A 25,283-nucleotide genomic window follows, 5' to 3' on the forward strand; every position below is an offset into this window, starting at 1 on the left:
GTTTGAAATATTTGCTCTAGGACAGAAAAGTTGTGAAATATCCGCGAGGGAAACACTATGAATATGCTTACTTTCGATAAAACAGAAATCCAAAAACAAGACAAGCCATTTATCGCTGAAGCAGTCTTCGCGGTAGAAAAGATGAATTCAAATCAAACCACCGAGAAGCAAGTAAAAGCAAAACAATTGCTAGATCGTCTATTTCCACTTGAGAGTGGATCACACAAAGACGTTACCGCATATGTTATCGACTATCGCCATGTAATGGCTTATTTCAAAGATGGTAGTCACAGTGGTTTGAAGCACTCTAAACACTTTGTTGCTTACACTGGTGAGAAAGAAGATCCTGAATCTATCTTGTTTAGAGATGGCACAGGAAGCCATGTTGAACTGACATTCGGCAATCATAAAGGCACAGGCTGTGTAGAGTTGGTTGAAATTGATGACATTCAACTAGAGACCTGCACTATGTTCCCTCAGGAAAGCAGTGAAATTTCTGCGATGCGCCATTGGATCAGCTTGGTGAAAGGGGATGAGAAAGGCAAACCACGTGCATGTACTGAAGCAAAAGAGTACACGGCGAAAAATGGTGACGACTATGACCTGGAGTGCTGCTACACACTAAGTCGCTAATCTAACTACAATTGATTCTGTCATTAAAAGCTCCACATTGTGTGGGGCTTTTATTATATCTGATGTTCTGTAAATTAATGAAATAAAAAGAAAAAATGTGACTGAATGTCACGCGTCACTAATGATAGAAATATGTCCGTTTTTAGTGGCATAAAATTATCATTTGTCGCTATCTGATTGTTTTGTTGATCACTTCTTGATCAAATTTTCTCGTATTCAAAATTTAATGAGTAATTCGTGTAGTTTTTTGTTTCCACTGTAAGAATTATAATTTCGTATGTAACTTGCTTGATTGTGCAGCTATCGCTCATGTTATTGGTGCGATTTATCGCAGAGACACTTCCTATTGAGTCGTTGGGGAGAAGGATTTTATACCAATAACAGGAAAGTAAAATGAAACAACGTCAAATGCTTTGGCTGATTGCTGCTGGATTAGGAGTTAGCCTACCAGTTACAGCCGCAGAGATGGTTAAAGTTGAAAACGATGCATTACTACAACAAGCACTAAAAGCTCAGTCAAACAGCATAGTTCCGTTGGAAACTGGCTTCGCTGAAGTGAAACGAGTCGTTTTACCTAATGGTAAAGTCAAAGTTCGTTATCAACAGACACACATGGGCCTACCTGTGTTTAACACCTCTGTAGTCGCCACTCAGACCAAAAGCAGCCAGAATGAAGTTTACGGTGTCATGGCACAGGGAATCAGTGGTGACTTGGCAACAGTTGCTCCCACTCTGGATGAGAAACAAGCGATCGCAGCAGCGAAAAATGCATTTAAGAAGCACTCCCTTGGGGCTTCTGATGCTCCGTTCGAAAACTCCCAATCAAAGTTGATGGTGTGGCTTGATGACTCTCAAACTGCAAAAGTCGTTTACATGGTAGACTTTTTTGTTGCGGCAAAGGTACCAAGACGCCCATTCTACTTGGTTGATGCTACAACAGGTGAAGTGCTGAAACATTGGGAAGGCATAAACCACGCTCAAGCGACAGGTACAGGCCCTGGTGGTAACCAAAAGACAGGTCAATACAACTTCGGTACGGACTATCCGGGATTTATCGTCGATAAATCAGGCACAACCTGTACGATGAACAACTCAGCGGTGAAAACCGTGGATTTGAATGGTGGTACTTCAGGTAGCACAGCATTCAGCTATCCGTGCAATGACGATACTAACTTCAACGACCACAAGTATGTGAATGGCGCTTATTCGCCTCTGAACGATGCACATTACTTCGGTAAAGTTGTTTTTGATATGTATCAAGACTGGATGAATACTTCACCGTTAACCTTCCAGCTAACCATGCGTGTTCACTACGGCAACAACTATGAAAACGCGTTCTGGAACGGTTCATCAATGACATTTGGTGATGGTCAGAACACATTCTATCCATTGGTTGACATTAACGTGAGTGCACACGAAGTGAGCCACGGTTTCACCGAGCAAAACTCAGGGTTGGTGTACTCCAACATGTCAGGTGGTATGAACGAAGCCTTCTCTGATATTGCAGGTGAAGCAGCGGAATTCTACATGAAAGGTTCTGTTGACTGGATTGTTGGTGCAGACATCTTTAAGTCTGAAGGCGGCCTACGTTACTTCGATCTTCCATCAAAAGATGGCCGCTCTATCGACCATGCTTCTCAATACTACGATGGCCTGAACGTTCACTACTCAAGTGGTGTGTACAACCGTGCCTTCTACTTGCTGGCTAACAAAGCGGGTTGGGATGTACGTAAAGGTTTCGAAATCTTTACGCTGGCGAACCAACTTTACTGGACAGCAAACAGCACGTTTGACGCAGGTGCTTGTGGCGTAGCCAAAGCAGCAGCTGATATGGGTTACAACGTATCGGATGTTGAAGATGCATTCACTACAGTAGGTGTAAACGCGTCTTGTGGTACAACGCCTCCACCAACCGGCGATGTACTCGTAAAAGGTACGCCAGTGACTGACCTAGCGGGTGCACGCTCTTCTGAAACTTTCTACACGTTCACTGTTGATTCAGCGTCTAGCGTTGCAGTTTCTATCTCCGGCGGCACTGGAGATGCGGATCTGTACGTAAAAGCAGGTAGCAAACCAACTACTAGCAGCTACGACTGCCGCCCTTACCGTTACGGTAACACTGAACAGTGCAGCCTATCAGCAACACCAGGTACTACTTATCACGTGATGCTAAGAGGTTACTCTAGCTACTCTGGCGTGACACTAAGATTAGACTAATAAAAAAACACAACATCGTAAGTGAAAGGGCTCCATCTGGAGCCCTTTGTTTTTATCGAGTAGGCCTTTCCCACACTAGGTAAAGCACGAACACACCACCTAATGCTCCAGTGACAATACCGACAGGCAATTCTTGAGGTGCCAGAATTGTTCGGCTTGCTATGTCGCCAAACAGCAGTATTACTGCCCCCCAGACCGCAACTAATGGAAGGGCGAGTTTATGGGTCATTCCAGAAAAAGGACGTACCAGATGGGGGACCATGAGCCCGATGAAACCGATAACTCCAGTTAGGGCGACAATTGCAGCGGTACAGAAAGCGCAACAGAGAAAAATTTCGCTTCGCAGCCGATGTACATTTATCCCTAAAGACCGTGTTGTTTGCTCACTGACGAGTAAAGTATCTAAGTCGCGATGGCGATACAGCGCGAGTACAACAACGCATAGTAATCCTAGCGCAGCGAAAATTAAGTTGTCCCAACGAGCTAAACCCAGGCCACCCATCGTCCAGAATAGAATGGAGCTAGCAGCGCGCTGATCGCCAGAAAAAATTAAAAAACTGGTTAGGGCGCTAAACAAAAAAGAGATGGCAAGGCCGCAGAGAACCAGATCGTTGTTACCGCGCTTTTTCTGAGTTGAAAAAAGAAATAACACAGTCGTTGCTGAGACGATACCACCGGAGAAAGCCGCTATGGGAAGTGACCAAGTGCCTAGCGTATTTCCAAGAGAGGTTATCACTAAAACAGCGCCCGCAGATGCTCCGGAGGAAAGGCCAAAAATGAAAGGGTCCGCCAGATCATTTCGTGTCGTTGTTTGCAGCAAAGCACCAACCATCGCTAGTCCTGCTCCTGCGACTATGGCTAGCAATGCACGGGGTAATCGCAAATCAACCAAAATAACACTAGTCATCGTGGCTTCTTCACTGTTAAACGAAGCCAGACCGCGTACAACCTCATGGAATGAGAGTGGCACAGAGCCGTGCATCAAACTCAGAGCAAATGAAACCAGCATAGCACTGATTCCAAGTAGCCATGCTAGGTGATATTTAGAGATTGACATAGAGACCAGCACTAACGTTAAGCTATTGCGGGAAAAACGCATTGGATAACTTCTCAATAGCTTCTATGTTGGCAGGCCCCGGGGTGAGTTGTTCATAGCGGAGTTTGACGTAGCGATGAGCTTTCACGGCGTTAGTGTGCTTCATAATAGGGTGCTGTTCCAGAAAGTTTTTCAGTGCGTCAGCACCGCTAGCTGTCTGATAATCGAGTAGTATGATGACATCAGGGTTCTGCTTGGCAACATACTCCCAAGAGGTAGTTGCCCAACTTGCTTCCATGTTGTCGGTAATATTTTTGCCTCCGGCTTTCTGAATCATTGCGTTAGGCATTGCATACTTACCAGCTGTAAAAGGCTTATCTTCTCCTGAGTCGTACAAGAATACCTTTGGAGAGGCTTCCCCTGAGTTAGCACTTTTATGTTGTACTGCCTCTACTCTCTGCTTCCAGGCTTTCACCAACTTGTTTGCTTTGTCTTGACGGTCAAAGATGACTCCAAGCTTTTGTACGTCCTCATAAAGTAAGTTCATACTAGCTGCTTGTAAGGACTTATCCATGTGAATGCAGCTTTCGGATAAAACCAGAGTGTCTATCCCGTATGGTTTTAAGCTTTCTGGTGTAACTTCGCCACCGACTTTCATTCCATAGTTCCAACCAGCAAAAAAGAAGTCAGCTTTTGATGCAATTAATGTCTCAAGAGAGGGGGATTTTGCAGCCAGCTCTGGGATGTTACCCTGCGTGCGCTCGAAAGTGGGAGACATTTTGTACCAGCCTGTAATGCCTGTAACACCAACCATGCTGTCTTGTAGGCCGAGAGCAAAAGCCATTTCAGTCATATTGATATCGTGAAATACGGCATGAGTCGGGCGGGCATCAACTGTCAGAGGGCTACCACAATTATCAACTGTGACGGGGTAGTGCGTCACTGCAGCGTTGGCTGTGGCCAGTGGAACAAACAGGATTGGTAACATAAACCACTTCATTAGGCGGCTCCTTTTGATAAGTTAGAGTGGCGATGGGGCGTGGCTTCGAAATGGAAAACCACGCTATTGGTTTGTGGATGGCTGAAAGTAAATACGTCGAGTCCGAACACCGGAGCGATGAACTCATTTCGCAAAACGATATTCGGAGCAGCGCATACCAACATTTTTTGTTCAGACATGAGTAGCACTTTATCTGCAAAAGGAGCGACTAGAGTCAAATCATGCAGGACCACGATCGCCGCAATTCCTCTTCGTTTTACAAGTTCAAGTAACTCTATGCGTGCTAGTGGATCAAGGTGATTGGTCGGTTCATCTAATAGCAGTAACTCTGGCTTCTGAGCGAACGCACGCGCAATATTCGCTCGCTGCAATTCACCTCCAGAAAGAGACCCAAGAAGGCGATGTTCCATCTTTAACAAGCCGACTTCTTCTAACGCTTGGTTGACGGCAGCCTCATGTTCTTGGATCGAGCAGCAGAATGTGTGAGGTACTCGTCCGAGTCTAACGTACTCGCGGACAGTTAATCGTGGGTCGGCGTTTTCATGTTGTGCAACAATGGCGATCGTCTTTGCTAATGTTTGCGGAGTTTGGTCTTCGAGGTTTGTGCCGCAAATTTTTAACTCGCCACTGGTAACTTGGTATTCGCCAGAAAGGGCCTTCAGCAAACTAGACTTACCACTTCCGTTGGGGCCGATTATTGCAATACATTCGCCTGCTTTGATGTTTAAACTTACTTCGTTAACCGCTCGCCAACCTTGAGAGCCACAAGCGGAAAGCTGTGAAGCGAACATAACGGTCTGAGATAACTTTTTCATAAAACCAAACATTAAGTGTGATGTTATAACATAACACTTAATGAGGTTGAATTGTCAACAAAGTTATTTAATTTTCCAAATAGGATTGAGATAGATTCTAAGCCTGCTGGATGTGTGTACATCTCTATAATCTAATCCGGCTTAGTTAGTCCGCTGATTGGATTGAAAGTATGGTATATCCCAACACGCCCATATAGACCTATATTGCGTGGCAGTGCGAGTAACGTTCTAGACTGAGAAAACGGGAGACATGCCGTAATTTTCTCCTGCCATTAGTAAAACACCGATAACAATGAGAAGTATGCCACCAATAAGCTGGATGTAAGATCCAGTAACACTCCACCCTTTGCTTTTGCTGTTAGCCTTAACGAGGTAGCGCTTAACTACATGTTTGCCAGTCAATGTCATCATAGCAATCATAGACGTAGTAAGAGCTGTTCCCGCAGCCATCAGTATGGCACTGAGTACGCCCATCCAATACAAGCCAGCAACGTTGGCAAAAAGCAGCACCATAATTGCACCAGTACAAGGTCTAATGCCAATAGTGCTAATAATGGCAAGATATTCGCGCCATGTGGACGCCTGATTAATGGCATCAGCATCAGCTACGTGGTTGTGCCCACAACCGCACGTGTTGCTATGTTGATGTGCTGATTGAGTAAAGCTGCTATGAGGATCGCTTAACGAGCTATTTCCAATTGGTGCTAGTTTCCCTGAGAAAGGCGTGGCGAGTGGTGTTACTGAATTTACTCGAATTCGTGGTTTGCGTATCGACTTATATATATTTTTCAGGGCTTTGTACATGATCAACCCACCGAATAAGGCGACCAGACCAAAGCTGAATGTCACGAAAAGCGAAGCTTGCTGGTTGACTACCCGCATCGAGGCATTAAACCCCCACACTAAGACCGTCACCAAGGTAATGGCGACTATTGCCTGAAGCATGGCGGAAACAACCGTTATCACCAAGCTCGCTTTTACTTTAGTTGGGTGAGTAGCCAAGTATGTGGTCACAATTACTTTTCCATGTCCGGGGCCAAGCGAATGAAGCATGCCATACAAGAAGCTAAAGCCAATCAGGTAGCTACCAGCTATGAGCGTGTTTTCTTTCGCATCGTAGAGTAAGTCTGCAAGCTGACTATTGACCTCTCTTTGCCAGTGCGCCGTTTTTACGACCAGTGTAGGCCATGCGAGCCAGAGCTGGTAAAGGCATACAGCTAATATTGCTGTGACTGCAAGGGCGACCAGCCATGCTTGATAAGGACGTAAAGGCGTGCTTTCTTGACGCGCGGGAGTATTAATCGTCAGCGGTTTCATATTTGTACTCATGATTCATGTTTAGATGGAAGGGATGCTCGCACAGTGGATTTTGACGGTCTGGGTAAACAGTTGTCCTAATGCATTATCTGGGTCTGCATCCGCTGGTAATGACATGGCATAGCTCATCTGTTCAGGAGTAGGGTTTGGTTCAATCATCTCTAAATCACACTGTCGATCCAGTTCTGGAGACAAAACCACGTCATTGGGTGATTTCCAGGCCATATCGACATAGTAACTGGGTTCGAAAATAAGTAAGCGTAGAGAATCTCGTGTCACGGGTTGGGGTTTTGAAAGAGGCAGTTCGAAGCTCAGCACGAGTTTTGACCGATTACGGACTAGAGTCCCTTTCTGAGCGACTTTGTATTTGATAGGCGCTTCGCCATCGTAGAAATAGGTAAAGTAGTGTTCATACAGCATATTCTCTAGCACAGAGGCGGATACCTCTTGCAAAGATGACTGCTCATTTTCAGCGCTCATATCTTTCCCGTCTAACATGTAGGCGGATGTCATCGCGTCAAATGTCCACTCCATCTTCAAACTTGTGATCATTCCGTTTTTGCCTTGAATATAGGTCTTCAAATCGATCCAAGAGTGAGGGTGGGCCTGTACTGAGGGAGCAATAATCAATGCGAGAAAAAGCCCGATCTTATTGCACCTACTTTCTTGCATACGATCATGGTGAGCTGAAGAGAAGCTATTTTTAGCACCAGAGATTCGTTTTATAAGGCGTATACATGGCTCGAATAAGCCGTCGATTTTGCTCATTTGTACTGTAATAATAATGATTTTGTTATGTTATAACATATGATTGCTGGTGGGCAAAAAAGTTCAATGTTAGAAATTTGTAGAGCGTTATAATCGAGGACTAAGCATACTCAGATTAGATTAAGAGTTAAGTGATTCATCTGGGAGAGTAGATGGCTTTTTCAGTCGATCAGATTCGATGTCATTGTTGAGTAGTATTACCAGTAGCCAATCTGATTATCAAAAGTCCTCCTGATATAAAAAAGCCGCCAATCAAAAGATAGGCGGCTTCTCTAGACTGATTTTTGCTTATTGCTGAAGCTTCGATTTTGCTTCTTCGACTTTAGAGAAGTCTAACCCAAGCTCTTCAACAGCTTCTTTAATTAGCGCTGGATTTTGCATTACTTGGCCCATAAGAAGTTGTAGCTTCTCTTGTGGTAGACCAAGTTGGCTGATGGTTGCCATGGCTGCTAGAGGATTCTGTGTCAACGTCTGAAACAGTTCGTTGATTTGCTCGTCGCTGATGTTGTTCTCTTTCAACGTCTCTAGAATTGGGTTCATCAAATTACCTTTTTAACACTAAATGAAATAGAAGCTCAGTCTAACATCAAGCTAATGAAGGTTGTACTGGCACTAACTGACCTGAGTGAATTTTATTTCTTTGAAATGCGGGTTTTCTATCAAGGCTGTCATAGAAACCAAGGTTTCGGTCGGTAGCTGTGTTTCACCCGTTGCTGTGGCGATCACGATGGACTCCCTTCGATGGGCATCATAGTTGGTTGTCACTGCTTTGCCTTCAACAATCTGGCCCGACTCCGTCACCAACCGAACAGGGATATGGTAGAGACAAGCTATTTCGATGTAATCGTATTGGTTACAAGAGATCATGCTCAGTCCTTATAAAAGATGGCAAGCCAGATCGTTTCTTCATCTGGCGTGGTATAGCTGACTCTATGCTTAGTATGGGCTGGTATTTTGATATGGTCACCAGCCCTCAGCTCAACTTCCTCTCCGTCAGGGTACTGGAGTCGAGCATGGCCTGTTAGCACCACGACCCATTCATGTTCGTCTTGATCATACCAAAAATCTGGTTCGGAACTTTGCCCCTTTGAGACGATGCGCTCAAGGCGAAAAGATTGACCGGACAGGAGATCTTCAAAAACTTCTTCTGTTAGATCGTCAGGGATGGATTGTAAAAGGTTCATCGCGTTACACCGTATAATCAAACACCACAATGTCTTCAAGGATTGGCCTGAAGATTTCTTTCAAAACATCATGCTCTGGGTGGGGTAGGTAACGGTCTCGACCTGCTTCGTCAGCAAACGTCATCATAACGCAGTGGGTGTAGTGTTTGTTTTTCCCTTCTGGGCTGTCGTTGAGCCCCCATTCTACGCTATCGACACCTTCAACCTTAGTTGGCATAGATAGAAACGAATTCTTCAGCTCTTCAATCTGCTGTGGTGAAGCATTCGGTTTAAATTGAATAAGTAGAATATGTCTGATCATGATTGTTCCTGAATGAGTGTGTTCTGAACGTGTTGCCAGATGGTCATCATTTCTTCACCAAAAAGGTAAAACTGAATATCCAGCTGAGCAAATTGGCTCTCTGTGCATACCGTTAGCGCAATCTCGGCGACTTCCTGAAATGGATAACCATAAACGCCGCAAGAAATTGCTGGGAAGGCAATGCTTAGGCACCGATGAGTAAGTGCCAGCTTAAGCGATTCACGATAGGCAGATTGCAATATTTGTTCAGGATTAGCAACTTGATGATAAATAGGGCCGACAGTATGAATAACATATTTTGCTCTTAATTTACCTGAGGTGGTTATTCTTGCTTGGCCTGAAGGACAACGCACACCATCAACGGCTTCTACCTGCTGGCAGGCTTTCAGGAGCTCTGAACCTGCTGCTCTATGAATTGCACCATCAACGCCTCCGCCACCCAGCATCTTTGGGTTAGCCGTATTGACGATAGCATCTACTTGAGCTCGAGTGATATCTCCGTTGATGAGTGTGATCATGACCATTACTCCAGAATATAGGCGTTGGCGATGTTGCTATAGTCACCTTTAGCGAAGGAGAGGATATTGTCAAAGGCGTGTTGAAAGTAGAGCTCATAACTGCCTTGCTCTACGTAGCCTAAGTGTGGTGTTGCAATCACGTTGGGTAAACTCAATAGAGGTTCGTTGTCTTTTGTCGCGGGCTCATAGTCAAAAACATCCACGGCGGCTTGTTTGGTTGGAGCCGTAGCCAGTGTTTGATAGAGCGCATTTGGCTCAATGAGTTCAGCCCGACTGATGTTAACCAGCAACGAATCCAACTTCATTGCGTCTAAATCTTTCTGACTGATAATGTGGCGTGTTGCATCGTTAAGCCTTAGATGCAGTGAAATTACATCGCATTGTTCAAAAAAGGTTTCTCGACTGCTTGCGGCTTGGTAACCGATCTCTACAGCATTTTGTCTGGAGGATTCACTGCCCCAGACCATCACCTGCATTCCAAACACTTCAGCGTATTTAGCGATGCGTTGTCCGATTTTACCAAAGCCCCAAATGCCAAGGGTTTGTCCATTTAGGGTTCGCCCTAATGTAGGCTGTCCAGATTGTTGCCAGTGCCCTTGCTTGAACCGTTCGAGGTAAGCAGGAATATGGCGACTGGCTGCCATAATTAATGACCAACACAACTCAGACGGAGCAATAGGGGAACCAATGCCTTCGGCAACAGCCACCTGATGTTGATCGCAATCCGTTAGGTTAAGGTGATTGCTGATTTTTCCGGTCTGGCTGATGAGTTTAAGGTTTGGCAGGTTTTTAAGCAGATTGGGAGTGATGATGGTGCGTTCTCGAATCAGAACTAATACTTCAAACGGTTGAAGCTGTTCGATCAATTGATTCTCGTTTGAAGGGATGTCAGAGAAAACAGTGACCTCATGGTCATTCAGTTTTTTATAACAGTCTAAGTGACGAACTTGATCTTGATAGTCATCCAATATTGCAATACGCACAGCACAGTCCTTTTAACCAATGAGGTGCATATATTAAAAGAGATGATCCAAGAAATGTAGCGATAGTGTTAAGTCAATATTTGCGCTTTGAGCTCGACCACATTTCCTTCTGGATCATGAATATATATTGAGCGACCAAAGCCTTGAGCACCGTATCGTTCTGCAAAGGGTTGATGGGTAAGCCCGCATTGGTCGAGATAGTTAAGCAGAGCGTTCTCTTCTAGTGGCGCGATTTGAAGGCAGAAGTGATCGAGATTGCGACCATTTTGACTGGGCGCTTTACCACCCAGTTTACCCAGCGTACTGTCGACGCAAACCAAGTCAATGATGGCGCTACCTGCGCGAAGCTGAGTTAGGCCAAGTTCTGGAAGTTCGCGTTCGATAGGGCAGTGTAAAATATCTCGATAGAAGTGAAGCATACCTTTGATGTTACTCGTCCGTAGAACGATGTGATCTAATCCTTTCACTTCGATCATATTGGTGGCTCCCTAAACTCAGAATACTAAATTATACGCTAGCACAAGCATGATGATTCCGATGATTGCTTCGAGTATTTTCCATGAGCGAGCATGGCGGAAAGCTGGAATCAGGCGCTTAGCCCCATATCCAAGGCTGAAAAAGAATACAAATGAGGCACTGACAGCGCCAAGAGCAAACTGCAATTTATTCGGTTCGTATTGGGTAGAGATGGAGCCAAGCAATACGACGGTATCCAGATAGACGTGCGGATTTAGCCAAGTAAAAGCTAGGCACATCAATGCCGTTTTTAAAGCACTTTGTGTTGAATCGCCCGCAGGGTTGAGGGCGTGATTTGCCGTGTAAGCTGAATATAGGCTGCGTAGACCGTACCAGAGCAAAAACAGGCCACCGCCATAACGGGCGACTAGTTCAATCAAAGGAAATTTCGCTACGATTAAACCAAACCCTGCAACACCAGCAGAAATCAGGATGGCGTCTGAAAGCGAGCAAATCAAACAGACCAAAAACACGTGGTGCTGTTTGATTCCTTGCTTAAGGACGAACGCATTCTGCGCCCCGATGGCTAAGATTAATGAAAGGCCGAGCGTAAAACCTGCGAGAAACGTACTCATTATCTAAGTTAGAAGCTAGAGCCTGGCTGAGTCAGAAATTCAATTTCTTCGGCAGTACTTTCTCTTCCTAGAATCTCGTTTCGGTGCGGATAGCGACCAAATCTATCTATGATGACCTTATGTTTGATCTCGAATTCGTAGTTATTTTCCATGCCCGGTGCTTTGAATAACTCAACGGCACGCTCATGAATCAATAAAGATTCACTGTGCATAAACGGCATGTAGAGAAAAGACTGCTGTGTTGGTGAAAGCTCGGCATCTTTACCTAATGCGATGGCCTCTTGCGCAAGAGCCAGTGCCAATGGGTCCTGTGCAAAAGCTTTGGGCGTATTACGATAGACATTACGTGAAAACTGGTCGAGTACAATGACTTCCGCCAGTCGACCAAGGGCGTTGGTACGCCAGCTGTAAAGCTCAGATTGCGCCGCACGTTGCAATAGGTCACCAAAACGTTGTGTGATTGTATTGTCTAGCTGTTCGCTACTTACAAACCAGTCTTTAGGTTCTAACTCTTCAAACCAAAATGACAGTACTTCTTGTGCAGTGATGGGAGTCATGGTGATGTCATCCTTGTATGCGATGGGTTTTCCGTCGAATCTAATATACGAGAGTGATGGAACAATTTAAATGTTTAATCAGGGAGTTATATCCGGGGCTGTGTAGATTCGATGACCTGCTGGTGAATCAGTTTAGCCAACAGTTCGATGCCTTGATGCCACTCCGGAGTCTCTTCAAAGTTAGCGGTACTCAGACGGATACAGTGGCGAAATTGTTCCGCGGTTGCAAATACAGTTCCCGGTAGGATGCTGATCTTATGCCTATTGCATTCCTTATAGAGGGCGAAGCTGTCTACCGACTCGGGCAAGGTAAGCCAAACCAAAAAAGATCCTTGCGGCTGAGATAGGTGGTAACTATTACGGAGCTCAGTATAGCGGTTTAATGCTGTTGTAAGCAGTAGGCTGAAACGGCGGTTGTTTTGTTGATAGGTGCGCTGCATCTTACTGATATGCTGTCGATATTTTCCTGTCGATAGAAATTCGCCTACAGCGGATTGCATCAGGTTCAAGCTGCCCATATTGTCACAAATCAGATACTTCTCGATCTCTGAACGATACTTTCCAGAAAGAATCCAACCGATTCGTAATCTGGAATCGAGCATCTTTGACAGTGAATTCACGTAGATAACTCGATCTTGGTTATCGAGTGTTTTCAGTGGCAATACGCCGCTATCAAATGCCAGTGCGCCAAAAACGTCGTCTTCGATAATTGGGATATCTTTAGAAACGTTGAGAAGTTCAACGCGCCGTTCTTCAGGCATCCGTGACCCTGTTGGATTAGTGAAATTGGGTGTTATGAGAATTACGGCAATAGGCCATTCCTGAATCGCATTTTCGAGCGCTTTAGGGTCCATACCATTGCGGGTACAACTCGAAATCTCGACCACTTTTAGCCCAAGTGATTCCATCAAAAGCAGATTTCCAAAGTAACAGGGGGACTCCACGGCGACGATATCTCCGGGTGTGGTTAGGGCGCGAAGTGCAAGGCTGATTGCTTGTTGAGCTCCGTGAGTGATGGCTAGATCATTCGGATTGGCTTTGACACCAAGATCACGGCTGATTTTTGCCAACTGCTTGATGAGCCTATCATTGCCCGGAGGCAGTTGATAATGACTCGGCATGTGACTTTGCATTCTGCTATGACGACCTATTTCCGCATACAGCGATTTGATGGCGGGAGTCTGAATGTTTGGATGAGCAGAGCCAGTCGGTAACAACTCTTTCTCCTCTGGATAGCTGAGGATTTCTTTCGACACAGACAGCAGATCGACGGACTGAGGTGGCTGCTGGTGCAACTCCCTTGGCTGTGTCGCTTTAACTCGATAGCCTGATTTGGGTACCGCATAAATGAGCTCTTCGGCTTCCATCTCGTGATAGGCTCTAATGACGGTATTTTTGCTGACGTTCAGGTCGGCAACCAGTTGGCGGATCGATGGCAGTTTGTCTTCAGGTTGATAAATACCATTGTGAATCGCTTGTCGAATGTGGTGCTCTACTTGAACAAACTTATTGTCGGCTAATGAATCTGTACCCATTAAAAATACTCAATCTGTGTCTTTTTGATTTATCTGTCCCTTATTAAAGTAGCGCTAATTGGAGAGAAAAAGCCAGAGGAAATGACATGTTGGTGAGGTTAATCCCGTTTGTATTTGTGGTGCTTTGGGCATCGGGCTTTGTAGGAGCTAGGTTGGGTCTGCAATATGCGGAGCCCGCGACACTGCTCACGATTCGCATGCTAGCCAATGTAGGGTTCTTTTTATTGCTGATTGCTTTACTGCGTCGCTCGATACCCCAAGGCAAGTTGTTTTGGCATAGCTGCGTGGTAGGAGTTTTAATTCATGGCTTTTATCTGGGTGGTACCTATATTGCGATTGATTTAGGAATGCCTGCGGGGTTGAGCTCGCTTCTGGTTGGTATTCAGCCGATATTAACCGCTATCTTATTAGTCGCTTTCAGCCGCGAACAATTCAAAGTATCGCAGTGGATAGGCTTAGCTCTGGGGTTTGTAGGTATCAGTTTAGTCTTGATTGGCAAAACTCAATGGCAAGAGGAAACGCATAAGTTTGCAGCCATCACCCTGTGTGTGCTGTCGCTGATCGGGATCACTTTGGGGACTTTGTATCAAAAACGCTTTTGCAAAGGGGCCGATATGGTAGGTAGTGCTATGGTCCAGTATCTCGCGGCAGCTTGCTTATTCCTCCCTTATGCAATGCATTTTGAAACCATGGAAGTCCAATGGACAACAGAGTTCATTCTTACGCTAACTTGGCTCGTTGTTGTGCTGTCCTGCGTTGCGATTCTGCTTCTGCTCTATATGGTGGAAAATGGTGCATCGTCGAAAGTGGCTTCGGTTTTTTATCTCGTGCCTCCAACGACGGCAATCCAAGCATGGCTCGTATTTGGTGAGTCTTTTGATGGTCTTGGGATGCTAGGGTTTGCGCTGGCAGCGACTGCAGTCTACTTGGTGGTTAAGGCACCAAGCCGGCCGTTCATGAGGAAACGTCGTTCTAAGCTACTAACCACTAATTCTTAATGGGTATTGGCATTGTTTGTAGGCGCATTATACTTCCCGCATTATTAATGAACCCCAAAATCAGGTGATGAGCAAAAAGCCAGATAGGATGAGCGCAATGCTTTCCATCATTCAGCAAGTGAAGCAAGAGCTTCCTTTGTACGCACCGGAAACCTTTGTTTGTGGTTCAAAGGGCAGTTGTGTGGGGTGCCCGAAAAAGTTACTGGAGCTGGTTGATTCTGAACTGACCTATTGGGAATCGGCGATGGAGCGGGGTATTACGCCTCAATTCGATGAAATTCGCCGCTTTGGTAAGATGTGCAATGGGGTTCGTAGAGGTTTAGAGCGCAACGGCTTGGTATAAATCCGCTATTTTTCTTTAGAACTCCCGTTGTGTGGGCTAACTTTATAAAGTACTCACTAACTGGGAGTTTGTCATGAAGCGAATGTATTCTCTTCTGTCACTACTCATTGCGTTGTCTGCTTCTTTCTCTTCGGTATCTGTAGCCGGATACTCCGATGACCTTCGTGAGCTGTCATTTTTTACTGAGTCTTATCCCCCTGCCAATTATATGGAAGGCGATAAAATTACAGGTTATGCCGTGGAAATCCTCCTTGCCGCAAGTAAGATGGTCGGGGAAGAGATTGATATGTCGCAGGTGACTTTACAACCTTGGGCTCGTTCATATCGAACGGTGTTAACTCATGATAATTCGGTGTTGTTTTCTACGACACGTTCAGAACACAGAGAAACGCTGTTTAATTGGGTTGGCCCTATCGCTGATATAAAAATTGTCGTTTTGGCGCGAAAAGATGCGGACATTACAATTGAAAAGCCAATGGATATGGCCAATTACCGTATCGGGGTGATCAGAGATGATATCGGTGAGCAAACCCTGCTAGCGATGGGTTTGCCAAGGAACTCAATGCAGGAAGCCAATTACGTGACAACGTTGGCGGAGCAGCTAATGAAAAAGCGTATTGACCTTTTGGTTTACGCCCATCGCGCAGCAATTTGGTGGTCTAAGCAAGCTGAGGTCGATCCGAGTTTGTTTGAATCTGTTTATGTTGTGAGGGAAGGTCTGATCTATTACGCTTTTAACGTTGATGTTAAACCTGAAGTACTTGCTAAGCTGCAAAAGGGTGTTGATATGCTCAAGAACACCAAAGGTCAGTCTGGAAAGTCTTTATATCAGGAAATTATGGACAAATACGAGCGATAAAAAGCAGCCAAATGGCTGCTTTTGTATTTAAACTTTGGCCTTTTTAACGAAATAAGGATTATCGAATTTCTTTTGTGGCCCCAGTTCTGAAATAACCAGTCTGTTCCACAAGGCTCGGTCGAACTCACCTTTGGGGATAGAAGGGTACAAAGTCTCTTCTTCTTCACGGGCGTAGCGAAGAAACTCTTTCTTCTTGATTTGGTTGTACTTTCGTGCGACACGATTGTGCTTTGAGATCCACTCCAACTTAAAGTTGTTCAAAGCGGGCTCGGCTTCCTCAAGCGGTAGGCGAGTCAAGTAGATCCGTTTATAAGACACCTTTCGATCAAGCATGGTACGCATTGCAGTCTGGATGTACTTACCATGATTGGTGATCGAGATATCCTCTTTATCGAATAGCGTTACGCTCCAACCAGATGGAAAGAAGTTAGGCTTACGATATTGCTTATTCCGGGTTTCAATCGCCTGATGAATGACCAGATCAGAGGTGCCATTAAATGTCTGCTGCCATTTGGCTATACGTATCTGTGTCGCAGTCGGTAAGCGATAGATATGAGTAAACTTATCTTGGTCCATATGAATACACAAATTGCTTCTAGTTATGAGAGAGCCTATTTCAAAGGTAAGAAAACAGAGTTAGGCGCTTCGAAATAGGAAATGTGGGATGAGATGCGTGCCCACAACAACGACTATCTTAGTGAATTCTTAAACAGGCTGCCACACTTTATTGGTCAATTTTTGGTAAAGAGCAGTCACGGCTTAAATGTGCGTTTTAACATTTATAACTGATATGTATCAGAGTTCGTAGTGATCGACTACGCTTACTGATAAGTAGGGAAGTATAACTCTAAAGGTAAGTATGGCTGGGACGGACTTTGTGTCTCTTCTATGGTTGCTGGTTTGCACTTGTATTGCATTCTTCATGCAAGCTGGCTTTACCCTAATTGAAACAGGTTGTGTTCGCGCGAAGAATTCTGTCAATGTCGCGATGAAGAACATGGCAGATTTTCTAGTGGTTTCTGTCGTCTATGTTTTCGTCGGTTTCCATTTAGCACAGGGTAGCTCGCTTTTCTCATTCGACACTTTCCCTCTAACAACTGAAGACTTTCCCGTTGTGATGTTTAACCTGATGTTTGTTGCGACCGCCGCGACTATTGTCTCAGGTTGTGTTGCCGAGCGAATGAGTTTTCGCGGTTATATTTATACGTCGGCTTTCATTGGTATACTGACGTACCCAGTGGTGTCCTACTGGACTTGGAACCCCAATTCTTGGCTCTACATACTTGGCTTTCAAGATTTTGCTGGAGGTGCGACGGTTCATGTTGTAGGTGGCATGATTGGTTTAGTCGGTACGATGATCATAGGGCCACGCAAAGACCGATTCATTGGCACACAGCAAGTAAATGAAATCCCCTCCTATAATCACACTCTGGTTACGATCGGCGTGTTTTTAATGGTGTTTGCTTGGCTCGGTTTTAATGGTGGGAGTTTCTACCAATTCGATGCACGTGTTCCTGTCGTTTTGTTTAATACTGTCCTTTGTGGTGCCGTGTCAGGATTTGTCACTCTGATTCTTGTCCATCGGTCCAAACACGTGCCAGTGTTTGTCACGCTCAATAGTGTTTTGGGTGGGTTAGTTATCGTGACAGCGGGCGCCAATATCTTTAATACATTAGAGGTTGCTCTGCTGGGTTTTCTGGCATCCATTACGGTGTACTACGGCGAAAGAATCCTAGTAGCACTTAAGATAGATGACCCTGTTGGTGCCATCCCAGTTCATTTGTTCTGCGGTATTTTAGGCGTTATATACACTGGCTATTCACTCAGCTTGACGCAAAATGGTGAGTTGGTCTGGGACTTGATGGTGCAAGCTGTTGGTATTCTGGTGATCTTGTTTTGGTCTGGCATTAACTCTTATGCATGTTTTCAACTATTGAAGTGTTTTCATCTCGACAGGGTGTCTCCTCAGGATGAAGAGCTTGGTTTGAATGTCACAGAGCATGGTGTCCAGATGAGTTGGCTTGAGACCCTTAGAGTGATTGAAGGCATCAGTCGAGACGGTGATTACTCAAAACGCGTGCCGGTGGAAATCGGTACGGAAGCGGGTGACGTTGCCATTTCTTTCAATCATTTAATGGATAGGCTAGAGGCCAATATCGATGTGTTACACCACGTAGCAAAAGGTAACCTTGATGATGTGGATATTGTTCCGAGTAGTGATAAAGACGTAATGGCGAACTCACTTCATTCAATGATTGTCAGTTTACGCTCGCTGATTGATGAAGTGGAAGGCGAAATTGAAAATCAAGCCATGCAAATTGAAACCAGTGAGCACTCCATCCAAACACTCATTGAGAAATTTAAACGCACTCAAGATCAACTCATGGAAGCAGAAAAGATGTCTGCACTGACTGGGATGGTTGTGGGGGTGGCGCACGAGTTGAATACGCCGCTGGGCATCTCTGTTACGAGTCTTTCTGTTCTCAGCGAGCAGCTTGATGAAGTGGCGAAGAAGTTTTCGGAACGGACTATTACTACAGATGACCTGAACCGCTTTCTCAACGTCGCTAATGAATGTATTGAAATGATAGTGAACAATATCGAACGCTCGGTTGATTTGGTCAGTAAGCTTAAGCAAGTCAATCAGAAAATGACGACAGAAGAGCCTAAGCTGATTGATCTCAAACCCATGCTGAATGATGCCGTTTTGCATGTTAAAGATACTTTATTGCAGAAATCGATCGAGGTTGAAATCGAATGTGAAGAGACATTGCAAGCGTTCTTACCACCGATCTCGCTCCAGTGTGTGGTAGAAGAGCTTCTCAACAATAGTGCACTGCATGGCTTTGGTGAAGAGCAAGATGAAGAGCAACGCGTGATTATGGTTAATGTGCACCAATCCAGTAACCGTATTGATATTATCGTAGAGGATAATGGTGTCGGCATTGCGCCAGAAAACCAGAAAAAAATCTTTCAGCCGTTTTTTACTACCCTACGTGCAAGAGGTGGTACAGGCCTTGGCCTACATATGGTCTATAACATTTGTACACAGAAACTTGCAGGTGCGATTAATGTTCAGAGCGAAGTGAATAAAGGCACTCGCATCGCGCTTTCTCTCGATACTATGGGAGCCGCTGCGGCTCAATAACTCTACTCCCTGTTTCTCAGTTCGATTCACAACGCTTGTCAAATTACTGCCTCAAAAGCGTAAGCAGCTTGTCATTTTCCCCCGGGACACTGAGTACTGGTAACATTAGAAGCTGGTATGACAATGAGAGTAGCAATTTTTGGTAGTGGTTATGTGGGGTTGGTACAAGCCGCGGTTTTGAGTGATGCTGGGCATAATGTGTGCTGTATCGATGTCGATGAAGAACGTATTGCAAAATTGAGAAATGGTGTTGTCCCAATATACGAACCAGGACTAGAAAAGCTGGTCGCTGAAAACTCCTTTGCGGGTCGGCTCACTTTCACGACCTCCGCAGAGCATGAGCTGAATCGATCAGACGTCATTTTTATTGCTGTCGGCACTCCTCAGGATCAAGATGGCTCTGCCGATCTCAATTATGTGCTTGCGGTAGCGTCAGAAATTGGTAAGTACATTCATGAAGACAAAGTGGTGGTGAATAAATCCACGGTACCTGTGGGAACCGCTCAAGCCGTAGAGTGTGAGATTAAGCTTCAACTGGCCCGTCGAGGATTGAACTCATTGGACGTGGCGGTATTGTCTAATCCTGAATTTCTTAAAGAGGGCACCGCAGTTACCGACTGTACTCGCCCAGACCGCATCATTGTTGGTGTAGACAAACATCATGCGCACTATCAGCAACTTAAAGAGCTGATGCGTGAACTCTATGCGCCATTCAATCGCAATCATGAAAAGTTGATCTTTATGGATGTAAAATCAGCAGAGTTAACTAAGTACGCCGCGAACAGCATGTTGGCAACTAAGATCAGCTTCATGAATGAAATGGCGAATATTGCGGAGCGCGTTGGAGCGAATATTGAAGATGTTCGTAAAGGTATTGGCAGTGATGAGCGTATTGGTTACCACTTTATCTATCCTGGTTGTGGTTATGGTGGTTCATGTTTTCCTAAAGATATTCAGGCGTTAATTAAGACCTCCGAAAGCTTCGGATACAGTAGTGAAATATTGAAAGCGGTCGAGAACGTTAACTTCTATCAAAAGCACAAGTTGTATGACCTAGTGCAAACACATTTTGGTGGTAGAGAGCAGTTGCGAAACAAGACGTTGGCACTATGGGGGTTAGCTTTTAAGCCTCGAACAGATGATATGCGTGAAGCCCCGAGTCGAGTTTTGATGGAAGCGTTATGGGAGGCGGGTGCAACGGTTCAGGCTTTCGATCCAAAAGCAATGGAAGAAGCGCAGCGAATCTATGGCCCACGTTCAGACTTGCGCTTGATGGGGACGAAAGAGGCGACTCTCAGTGGTGCGGACGGGCTTATCATCTGTACAGAGTGGCAGAATTTTAAGGCGCCAGATTTTGATTTTATTAAGCAGGCTCTAAATCAGGCTGTTATCTTTGACGGTCGTAACCTGTACGAGCCAGAGCGTCTTTCTAGCCGAGGTATTCAATATTATTCTATTGGTCGCCGAATCTAGGAAGTGGAAGGGGAAGTTTTCCCCTTCTTTTTCAACTCACTGGTTATCCAAGAAATTCTGCTTGTTTCTCGTGTTGAATGACTTTAAGCACTACGACTGTATTAGCAATCAAATCGTGCCAGCCTTGCTTCTTACCATTAAAAGCTATCCAGATAAAGCCGAGGCAAAGAGGAATAGCGCTGATGTAATATGCAAGGTAACGGATGACTGATTTAGAAAGCGTCAGCCGATGGCCTGTATCTGCATCTAATACTTCTAGTTTTAAAGCCATCTTTCCGGGTGTTGCCGAGCGGTAAACCCAGAATGCAACGGTGGCTATCAGAGGACAAATCCAGTTTAGGACTAAGTCCCAACCTCCAAGCAAAAAGTCATCTGAGCTCCAATAGACTTCACCATAAACCCAGTGCATTAAGGGTGTTATTAGGAGTAACAGTAGTACGGTATCGATTAGTGACGCAGCAAAACGGATCCAAAAGCCTGCGTATTCCTTTGATGTTTCTTTCATTTTTACCTTCTAGCCAGTAGACCAGCCCATTTATAGATAGGCTTGATTGTTTTGATAGTCATAAGTAGTAAGAGGAATGTATCAGAAGCTGAGGAAGAAGTGTTTTGTTTAAGGTGAATCTAACCAAATCATGACGTAAACCTCTCCGTCAAAACACGTTTTACGGATCGTGAAAACCGTCAAAATCGCTAAAGATAATAACGAAAATTCCGGATATATTTATTAAAATCAATTAGTTAAGCTCTTTTTGGTTGGGTGTGAAGTGTAATCAAAAATTTTGTGAATTTTTCCAATACTGCAAGCTTGTGTCCATAAGCTAAAAAGAGTGCTCGAAGGTGTGAAACTTTGTTGTTTTTGTGGCTAACATAATTTTTGCGAACACGGTCTGTTGGCTGAATAAGCAGTGTGTATGTATCAACCACTCGAGGTTTATTATGAACAAGCGACAAAACAAAAAACTACTCGCTTTATCTATTGCAGTAGGGGCGACATTGTCTCCTATGTCAGCGTTAGCAAGTGCTCAAGCTGGTCAGGAAATGGTTAATCCCACTGGGATGATCTTAGAAGGCTATTGGCACAATTGGTGTAATGTTAGTGGCGGAGATGGGTATAAACAAGGCTCATCTGCATGTATCCAACTCAATGAGGTACCACGAGATTATAATGTCGTGATGGTTTCCTTCATGAAAGTGTTTGATGAAACAGAAGGACGTATACCAACATTTCGTTTAGACCCTGCTCTGGGGATGTCTGAACAAGATTTTATCAAGCAAATTGGTGAGTTAAATGCTCAGGGCCGCTCAGTGTTAATCTCTATGGGTGGCGCAAATGCGCACATCGCAATGCAATCAGGCGATGAGCAGCCTTTAGCTGAGGAAATCATTCGACTGACTGATCTCTATGGTTTTGACGGGTTGGATATCGATCTTGAACAATCAGCGATCAGAGAGAAAGACAACGAGCAAGTTATTGTTGATGCGCTTAAAATCGTCAAAGAGCATTACAGAAAGTCTGACAAGAATTTCATCATTGCTATGGCACCTGAGTTCCCCAATTTAAGGCACGCCGCAAATCAGTCTTATAAAGCTTACATAGAAAATTTAGAGGGCTATTACGACTGGATCAGCCCACAATTTTATAATCAAGCTGGCGATGGTGTGAATGGTGATTATAGCGGTGAAGCATGCAGTGGCTGGCTAGCTCAAAACAATGACGAGTGTAAGAAAGAGTTCATTTATTGGAGCTCATACAACGTTGCAAATGGTATCGACGGTTACGTGAAGATTCCGCACGATAAGCTTGTATATGGAATTCCCGCTAACAATGACGCAGCTAACAATGGTTTCGTAAAAGATCCTCAAGACCTATTTGATGCTTTTGCTCAGCTAGAGGCTGAAGGGCTGGGTTTACGCGGTATTATGACTTGGTCAGTCAACTGGGATCTGGGAAAAGATTCAGCGGACAAACCCTATGATCAACAGTTTGTAAACACGTATGGACCTTTCATTCATGGTGGCGATATTGACATGCCGCCAGTGTTTTCTGGTACTCAAGATACCGAAATCTTTGTCAATACTGAGTTTGACGAAATGGCAGGTGTGACCGCATCGGATGAAGAAGATGGCGATCTAACCAGCAAAATCACTCATGAAGGGGAGGTGGATGAGTCCCGAAAAGGGGTGTATACCATTATCTACCGTGTGACGGATAGCGGTAACAATACCACAACTGATTCTCGCCTTGTAACGGTAAAAGATGATGATGGGACGATTGGGTCTAAACCAGAAATTCATGGAGTGGAAGACACAACATCTGTTCTTGGCCAGTTCTTCGATACCATGCTAGGGGTATCTGCGCTAGATAGTGAAGATGGCAACATCACTGCTCAGGTAACGATCGAAGGCAATGTTGATACTGCCAATATTGGCGATAACACTTTGACTTATCGTGTGGAAGATAGTGATGGTAATGAGGCGGTTGAGGTGCGCAATGTCCAAGTGATTAACGAGGCGCCAGTACTTCATGGTATCAGTGATGTATCAATTACCGTGGGCGATGAATTTGATGCATTGTATGGCGTCACCGCACATGACTCGACAGATGGCGATTTAACCAGCCGAATTCTAGTCGATGGTGAGGTAAACTCAACCGAACCAGGCCGTTATGCTTTGGTCTATTCTGTTTCTGACTTCAACGGAGCAACCACCATTGAAAACAGAAATGTGACAGTGAATGAAGCGTCGGTTTGTGTTATTCACGACTACCCAGACTGGCCTAGAAAGGACTGGGAAGGTGGCGAATATAATCACGCAGATAAGGGTGATTTAATGCGCTACGAAGGCGTGGTCTACGAAGCTCAATGGTACACCACAACAGTTCCTGGCAGTGATTCGAGCTGGATTGTGGCTGATGGTGATTGCCAAAGCGAAGGAAACCAAGCGCCAGACGCTATTATCAATGGCCCGGCAAATGCCATTGTGGGTTCTTCTATCACTCTAGATGGTAGTCAGTCTGTGGATCATGATGGTTCTATTTCTAACTATCAGTGGAGCTGGAATGGGGTTGTGCTCAGTGAATCGAGTCCTTCGCTAAATGTGGATTTCACACAGGGGCATTTAGGACAAAATGTTTTCACTTTGGTCGTCGCGGACAACGAAGGCTTAACGGATTCAGTGGAACATACGGTGAATGTGACGTCTGATGATGGTGGGACTGATCCAGGTGTCTGTGAAGGCATTCCCGCTTACCAAACTTATGATCCTTCAACAGGAGAAGGTATTTACATGACGGGTGATCAGGTTGCGCATAAAGGCGATAAGTATGAAGCGCTAACCGATAACTTGTACAACATAGAGCCGGGTACCGCAGATCATTGGTGGAAGCCTTTGGGGTCTTGCGAGTAGCAAAGTTTCTAGCGACGGAATAAAGGTTCATTTATTTAGCCACTAACAGGCAGGTTGAATTCCTCTTGTTAGTGGCTTTTTCGTTGAGTGACTAAAGAATGCAATGTTTGGCGTAGCTGGTGGCTTCGTTTGCTGTCCATTCGCCTTTCGGTTTATCAGCTAAGTCCTTACACCAAGCTTCGCTACCGACCGTATTCTGAAATACACAGTGCTTGGCAAAGTCGAGCGCTCCCTGAGCATTCCATTCGCTCTTCGGTTTATCCTGCATGTTGTCACACCATTTCTGTGTGCCGATTTCTTCTTGGCATGCACTCAGTGCTATCGCTGCGGCAAGAACGAAAACTATTCTTTTCATCGTTTCTCTCAGTTTTTTGTTTGCGCCACTATACCCAAATTTACGTCTCAAGTGTGTTATTTACGGCTGAATCAACCGCCTGCTGCGTTAAAAAATGCATCAAATTTGGTGAATGATGTCACTGTTTGGCGCTGTCAAAACCATCAATTAAGGATCCGTTTCACACTATAAAGATGAGTGACTCGCAAAACTGAAGTCTACGATTATGATTTCATCGAAACGTTTCGATGGGTTTTCTATTAATAGCGAATGCAGTGCGAAATAGAAACTCAACGCAGTTTGAACGTGTAATCGATAGGTCGATGAAATGAAAAAAAGTACCCTGATAAACTCTGAACTTTCTTACCTCGTGGCGACACTAGGCCATACTGATGAAATCACGATATGTGATGCAGGCTTACCAATTCCCGAGCAGGTGCAACGTGTAGATCTTGCGTTGACTCACGGCGTGCCAAGCTTTTTGGAAACAGTGCGAGTGATTCTTTCAGAGTCGCAAATAGAAGGGGTGATCATCGCTGAAGAGTTTGCCTCCGTCAGTCCTGCGCATCATGAAACTCTGATTGCTGAGCTGCGTGCTGAAGAAGCGCAGACAGGAAAATCTATTTCGGTGGTTTATGTACCACATGAAGAATTCAAAACGCGCACTCAGCAAAGCCGTGCCGTAGTAAGAACGGGTGAGTGTACGCCTTACGCCAATGTAATTTTTCAAGCTGGTGTTGTGTTTTAAGCCGTTTGAGACTGAGG

General features: G+C 44.9%; 27 protein-coding genes. 9 read left to right on the top strand and 18 right to left on the bottom strand.

Going from position 1 to position 25,283, the window contains the following annotated elements; translation table 11 throughout:
- Positions 1-57: 57 nt before the first annotated feature.
- Positions 58-633 (top strand): malate synthase, encoded by a 576-nt coding sequence (locus QMA41_RS12455; protein ID WP_006960573.1) that lies wholly within the window; start codon positions 58-60, stop codon positions 631-633.
- A 393-nt stretch (positions 634-1,026) separates the two neighbouring features.
- Entirely contained in the window at positions 1,027-2,850 is a 1,824-nt protein-coding gene (locus QMA41_RS12460) for a M4 family metallopeptidase (protein ID WP_281629819.1), read from the top strand.
- Between the two features lie 52 nt (positions 2,851-2,902).
- Here QMA41_RS12460 and QMA41_RS12465 read toward each other — a convergent pair whose 3' ends face one another.
- From QMA41_RS12465 to QMA41_RS12535, 15 genes are all read right to left on the bottom strand, one after another.
- The gene (locus QMA41_RS12465; protein WP_281629958.1) at positions 2,903-3,859 is read right to left on the bottom strand and encodes an iron ABC transporter permease; all 957 of its coding nucleotides are present in this window, start codon (positions 3,857-3,859) and stop codon (positions 2,903-2,905) included.
- Between the two features lie 70 nt (positions 3,860-3,929).
- Positions 3,930-4,886, bottom strand: coding sequence for an ABC transporter substrate-binding protein (locus tag QMA41_RS12470; RefSeq protein ID WP_281629820.1), 957 nt, complete (start codon positions 4,884-4,886; stop codon positions 3,930-3,932).
- Positions 4,886-5,713, bottom strand: coding sequence for an ABC transporter ATP-binding protein (locus tag QMA41_RS12475; protein ID WP_281629821.1), 828 nt, complete (start codon positions 5,711-5,713; stop codon positions 4,886-4,888). The genes QMA41_RS12470 and QMA41_RS12475 overlap by 1 nt, the downstream gene beginning before the upstream one ends.
- Before the next feature lie 216 nt (positions 5,714-5,929).
- Positions 5,930-7,018 (bottom strand): nickel/cobalt transporter, encoded by a 1,089-nt coding sequence (locus QMA41_RS12480; RefSeq protein ID WP_006960578.1) that lies wholly within the window; start codon positions 7,016-7,018, stop codon positions 5,930-5,932.
- A gap of 21 nt (positions 7,019-7,039) precedes the next feature.
- Positions 7,040-7,690, bottom strand: coding sequence for a DUF1007 family protein (locus QMA41_RS12485; RefSeq protein ID WP_229629778.1), 651 nt, complete (start codon positions 7,688-7,690; stop codon positions 7,040-7,042).
- A gap of 384 nt (positions 7,691-8,074) precedes the next feature.
- Positions 8,075-8,326, bottom strand: a complete 252-nt coding sequence (locus QMA41_RS12490) for a DUF2999 family protein (RefSeq protein WP_006960580.1) — start codon at positions 8,324-8,326, stop codon at positions 8,075-8,077.
- Between the two features lie 72 nt (positions 8,327-8,398).
- Entirely contained in the window at positions 8,399-8,653 is a 255-nt protein-coding gene (locus QMA41_RS12495; protein WP_172846640.1) for a Rho-binding antiterminator, read from the bottom strand.
- 2 nt (positions 8,654-8,655) lie between these two features.
- Positions 8,656-8,970 (bottom strand): cupin domain-containing protein, encoded by a 315-nt coding sequence (locus tag QMA41_RS12500; protein WP_038158319.1) that lies wholly within the window; start codon positions 8,968-8,970, stop codon positions 8,656-8,658.
- A 4-nt stretch (positions 8,971-8,974) separates the two neighbouring features.
- Positions 8,975-9,271 carry a Dabb family protein gene (locus tag QMA41_RS12505; protein ID WP_006960583.1) on the bottom strand — a complete coding sequence of 99 codons (297 nt, stop codon included), beginning with the start codon at positions 9,269-9,271 and terminating at the stop codon, positions 8,975-8,977.
- Positions 9,268-9,789 carry an O-acetyl-ADP-ribose deacetylase gene (locus tag QMA41_RS12510; RefSeq protein ID WP_281629822.1) on the bottom strand — a complete coding sequence of 174 codons (522 nt, stop codon included), beginning with the start codon at positions 9,787-9,789 and terminating at the stop codon, positions 9,268-9,270. The genes QMA41_RS12505 and QMA41_RS12510 overlap by 4 nt, the downstream gene beginning before the upstream one ends.
- A 5-nt stretch (positions 9,790-9,794) precedes the next feature.
- Complete coding sequence (locus tag QMA41_RS12515) at positions 9,795-10,772, bottom strand: D-2-hydroxyacid dehydrogenase family protein (protein ID WP_281629823.1); 978 nt, start codon at positions 10,770-10,772, stop codon at positions 9,795-9,797.
- Between the two features lie 68 nt (positions 10,773-10,840).
- Positions 10,841-11,248 (bottom strand): VOC family protein, encoded by a 408-nt coding sequence (locus QMA41_RS12520; RefSeq protein WP_281629824.1) that lies wholly within the window; start codon positions 11,246-11,248, stop codon positions 10,841-10,843.
- A gap of 18 nt (positions 11,249-11,266) precedes the next feature.
- A complete protein-coding gene (locus QMA41_RS12525; protein ID WP_038158308.1) occupies positions 11,267-11,863 on the bottom strand; it encodes a LysE/ArgO family amino acid transporter in 597 nt (198 codons plus the stop codon).
- An 8-nt stretch (positions 11,864-11,871) separates the two neighbouring features.
- A complete protein-coding gene (locus tag QMA41_RS12530; protein WP_045985752.1) occupies positions 11,872-12,420 on the bottom strand; it encodes a DUF924 family protein in 549 nt (182 codons plus the stop codon).
- An 86-nt stretch (positions 12,421-12,506) separates the two neighbouring features.
- Complete coding sequence (locus tag QMA41_RS12535; protein WP_281629825.1) at positions 12,507-13,955, bottom strand: PLP-dependent aminotransferase family protein; 1,449 nt, start codon at positions 13,953-13,955, stop codon at positions 12,507-12,509.
- Positions 13,956-14,041: 86 nt separating this feature from the next.
- Between QMA41_RS12535 and QMA41_RS12540 the strand changes: the two genes are divergently transcribed.
- From QMA41_RS12540 to QMA41_RS12550, 3 genes are all read left to right on the top strand, one after another.
- Positions 14,042-14,953, top strand: coding sequence for a DMT family transporter (locus QMA41_RS12540; protein WP_281629826.1), 912 nt, complete (start codon positions 14,042-14,044; stop codon positions 14,951-14,953).
- Positions 14,954-15,020: 67 nt separating this feature from the next.
- Positions 15,021-15,296, top strand: a complete 276-nt coding sequence (locus QMA41_RS12545; RefSeq protein ID WP_095561426.1) for a hypothetical protein — start codon at positions 15,021-15,023, stop codon at positions 15,294-15,296.
- A 73-nt stretch (positions 15,297-15,369) separates the two neighbouring features.
- Positions 15,370-16,155 carry a transporter substrate-binding domain-containing protein gene (locus QMA41_RS12550; protein ID WP_052126595.1) on the top strand — a complete coding sequence of 262 codons (786 nt, stop codon included), beginning with the start codon at positions 15,370-15,372 and terminating at the stop codon, positions 16,153-16,155.
- Between the two features lie 27 nt (positions 16,156-16,182).
- Here the strand turns inward: QMA41_RS12550 and QMA41_RS12555 are convergent, their stop codons facing one another.
- Positions 16,183-16,731 carry a hypothetical protein gene (locus QMA41_RS12555; RefSeq protein ID WP_006960594.1) on the bottom strand — a complete coding sequence of 183 codons (549 nt, stop codon included), beginning with the start codon at positions 16,729-16,731 and terminating at the stop codon, positions 16,183-16,185.
- 283 nt (positions 16,732-17,014) lie between these two features.
- On the opposite strand from QMA41_RS12555, the gene QMA41_RS12560 reads away from it, so the two are divergent.
- Positions 17,015-19,303: an ATP-binding protein gene (locus QMA41_RS12560; RefSeq protein ID WP_281629827.1), complete on the top strand. Its 2,289-nt coding sequence runs from the start codon at positions 17,015-17,017 to the stop codon at positions 19,301-19,303.
- Between the two features lie 123 nt (positions 19,304-19,426).
- On the top strand, positions 19,427-20,776 hold the full coding sequence (locus QMA41_RS12565) for a UDP-glucose/GDP-mannose dehydrogenase family protein (protein ID WP_099608752.1): 1,350 nt from the start codon (positions 19,427-19,429) through the stop codon (positions 20,774-20,776).
- Between the two features lie 43 nt (positions 20,777-20,819).
- On the opposite strand, the gene QMA41_RS12570 is transcribed toward QMA41_RS12565, so the two are convergent.
- Positions 20,820-21,281, bottom strand: a complete 462-nt coding sequence (locus tag QMA41_RS12570; RefSeq protein ID WP_281629828.1) for an RDD family protein — start codon at positions 21,279-21,281, stop codon at positions 20,820-20,822.
- A 434-nt stretch (positions 21,282-21,715) separates the two neighbouring features.
- On the opposite strand from QMA41_RS12570, the gene QMA41_RS12575 reads away from it, so the two are divergent.
- Positions 21,716-24,184, top strand: a complete 2,469-nt coding sequence (locus QMA41_RS12575) for an immunoglobulin-like domain-containing protein (protein WP_281629829.1) — start codon at positions 21,716-21,718, stop codon at positions 24,182-24,184.
- A 91-nt stretch (positions 24,185-24,275) separates the two neighbouring features.
- On the opposite strand, the gene QMA41_RS12580 is transcribed toward QMA41_RS12575, so the two are convergent.
- Positions 24,276-24,539 (bottom strand): DUF3012 domain-containing protein, encoded by a 264-nt coding sequence (locus QMA41_RS12580; RefSeq protein WP_281629830.1) that lies wholly within the window; start codon positions 24,537-24,539, stop codon positions 24,276-24,278.
- Positions 24,540-24,846: 307 nt separating this feature from the next.
- Here QMA41_RS12580 and rbsD point away from each other — a divergent pair, with 307 nt between their 5' ends.
- On the top strand, positions 24,847-25,266 hold the full coding sequence (rbsD, locus tag QMA41_RS12585) for a D-ribose pyranase (RefSeq protein ID WP_006960601.1): 420 nt from the start codon (positions 24,847-24,849) through the stop codon (positions 25,264-25,266).
- Positions 25,267-25,283: the final 17 nt, after the last annotated feature.

It is taken from the genome of Vibrio sp. St2 (assembly GCF_947311885.1).
GTDB lineage: Bacteria > Pseudomonadota > Gammaproteobacteria > Enterobacterales > Vibrionaceae > Vibrio > Vibrio coralliilyticus.

Coding starts and splice junctions, on each gene's coding strand:
- QMA41_RS12455 (WP_006960573.1), top strand. CDS start 58: ATGAATATGCTTACTTTCGATAAAACAGAAATCCAAAAACAAGACAAG.
- QMA41_RS12460 (WP_281629819.1), top strand. CDS start 1,027: ATGAAACAACGTCAAATGCTTTGGCTGATTGCTGCTGGATTAGGAGTT.
- QMA41_RS12465 (WP_281629958.1), bottom strand. CDS start 3,859: ATGCTGGTTTCATTTGCTCTGAGTTTGATGCACGGCTCTGTGCCACTC.
- QMA41_RS12470 (WP_281629820.1), bottom strand. CDS start 4,886: ATGAAGTGGTTTATGTTACCAATCCTGTTTGTTCCACTGGCCACAGCC.
- QMA41_RS12475 (WP_281629821.1), bottom strand. CDS start 5,713: ATGTTTGGTTTTATGAAAAAGTTATCTCAGACCGTTATGTTCGCTTCA.
- QMA41_RS12480 (WP_006960578.1), bottom strand. CDS start 7,018: ATGAAACCGCTGACGATTAATACTCCCGCGCGTCAAGAAAGCACGCCT.
- QMA41_RS12485 (WP_229629778.1), bottom strand. CDS start 7,690: ATGCAAGAAAGTAGGTGCAATAAGATCGGGCTTTTTCTCGCATTGATT.
- QMA41_RS12490 (WP_006960580.1), bottom strand. CDS start 8,326: ATGAACCCAATTCTAGAGACGTTGAAAGAGAACAACATCAGCGACGAG.
- QMA41_RS12495 (WP_172846640.1), bottom strand. CDS start 8,653: ATGATCTCTTGTAACCAATACGATTACATCGAAATAGCTTGTCTCTAC.
- QMA41_RS12500 (WP_038158319.1), bottom strand. CDS start 8,970: ATGAACCTTTTACAATCCATCCCTGACGATCTAACAGAAGAAGTTTTT.
- QMA41_RS12505 (WP_006960583.1), bottom strand. CDS start 9,271: ATGATCAGACATATTCTACTTATTCAATTTAAACCGAATGCTTCACCA.
- QMA41_RS12510 (WP_281629822.1), bottom strand. CDS start 9,789: ATGATCACACTCATCAACGGAGATATCACTCGAGCTCAAGTAGATGCT.
- QMA41_RS12520 (WP_281629824.1), bottom strand. CDS start 11,248: ATGATCGAAGTGAAAGGATTAGATCACATCGTTCTACGGACGAGTAAC.
- QMA41_RS12525 (WP_038158308.1), bottom strand. CDS start 11,863: ATGAGTACGTTTCTCGCAGGTTTTACGCTCGGCCTTTCATTAATCTTA.
- QMA41_RS12530 (WP_045985752.1), bottom strand. CDS start 12,420: ATGACTCCCATCACTGCACAAGAAGTACTGTCATTTTGGTTTGAAGAG.
- QMA41_RS12535 (WP_281629825.1), bottom strand. CDS start 13,955: ATGGGTACAGATTCATTAGCCGACAATAAGTTTGTTCAAGTAGAGCAC.
- QMA41_RS12540 (WP_281629826.1), top strand. CDS start 14,042: ATGTTGGTGAGGTTAATCCCGTTTGTATTTGTGGTGCTTTGGGCATCG.
- QMA41_RS12545 (WP_095561426.1), top strand. CDS start 15,021: ATGAGCAAAAAGCCAGATAGGATGAGCGCAATGCTTTCCATCATTCAG.
- QMA41_RS12550 (WP_052126595.1), top strand. CDS start 15,370: ATGAAGCGAATGTATTCTCTTCTGTCACTACTCATTGCGTTGTCTGCT.
- QMA41_RS12555 (WP_006960594.1), bottom strand. CDS start 16,731: ATGGACCAAGATAAGTTTACTCATATCTATCGCTTACCGACTGCGACA.
- QMA41_RS12560 (WP_281629827.1), top strand. CDS start 17,015: ATGGCTGGGACGGACTTTGTGTCTCTTCTATGGTTGCTGGTTTGCACT.
- QMA41_RS12565 (WP_099608752.1), top strand. CDS start 19,427: ATGAGAGTAGCAATTTTTGGTAGTGGTTATGTGGGGTTGGTACAAGCC.
- QMA41_RS12570 (WP_281629828.1), bottom strand. CDS start 21,281: ATGAAAGAAACATCAAAGGAATACGCAGGCTTTTGGATCCGTTTTGCT.
- QMA41_RS12575 (WP_281629829.1), top strand. CDS start 21,716: ATGAACAAGCGACAAAACAAAAAACTACTCGCTTTATCTATTGCAGTA.
- QMA41_RS12580 (WP_281629830.1), bottom strand. CDS start 24,539: ATGAAAAGAATAGTTTTCGTTCTTGCCGCAGCGATAGCACTGAGTGCA.
- rbsD (WP_006960601.1), top strand. CDS start 24,847: ATGAAAAAAAGTACCCTGATAAACTCTGAACTTTCTTACCTCGTGGCG.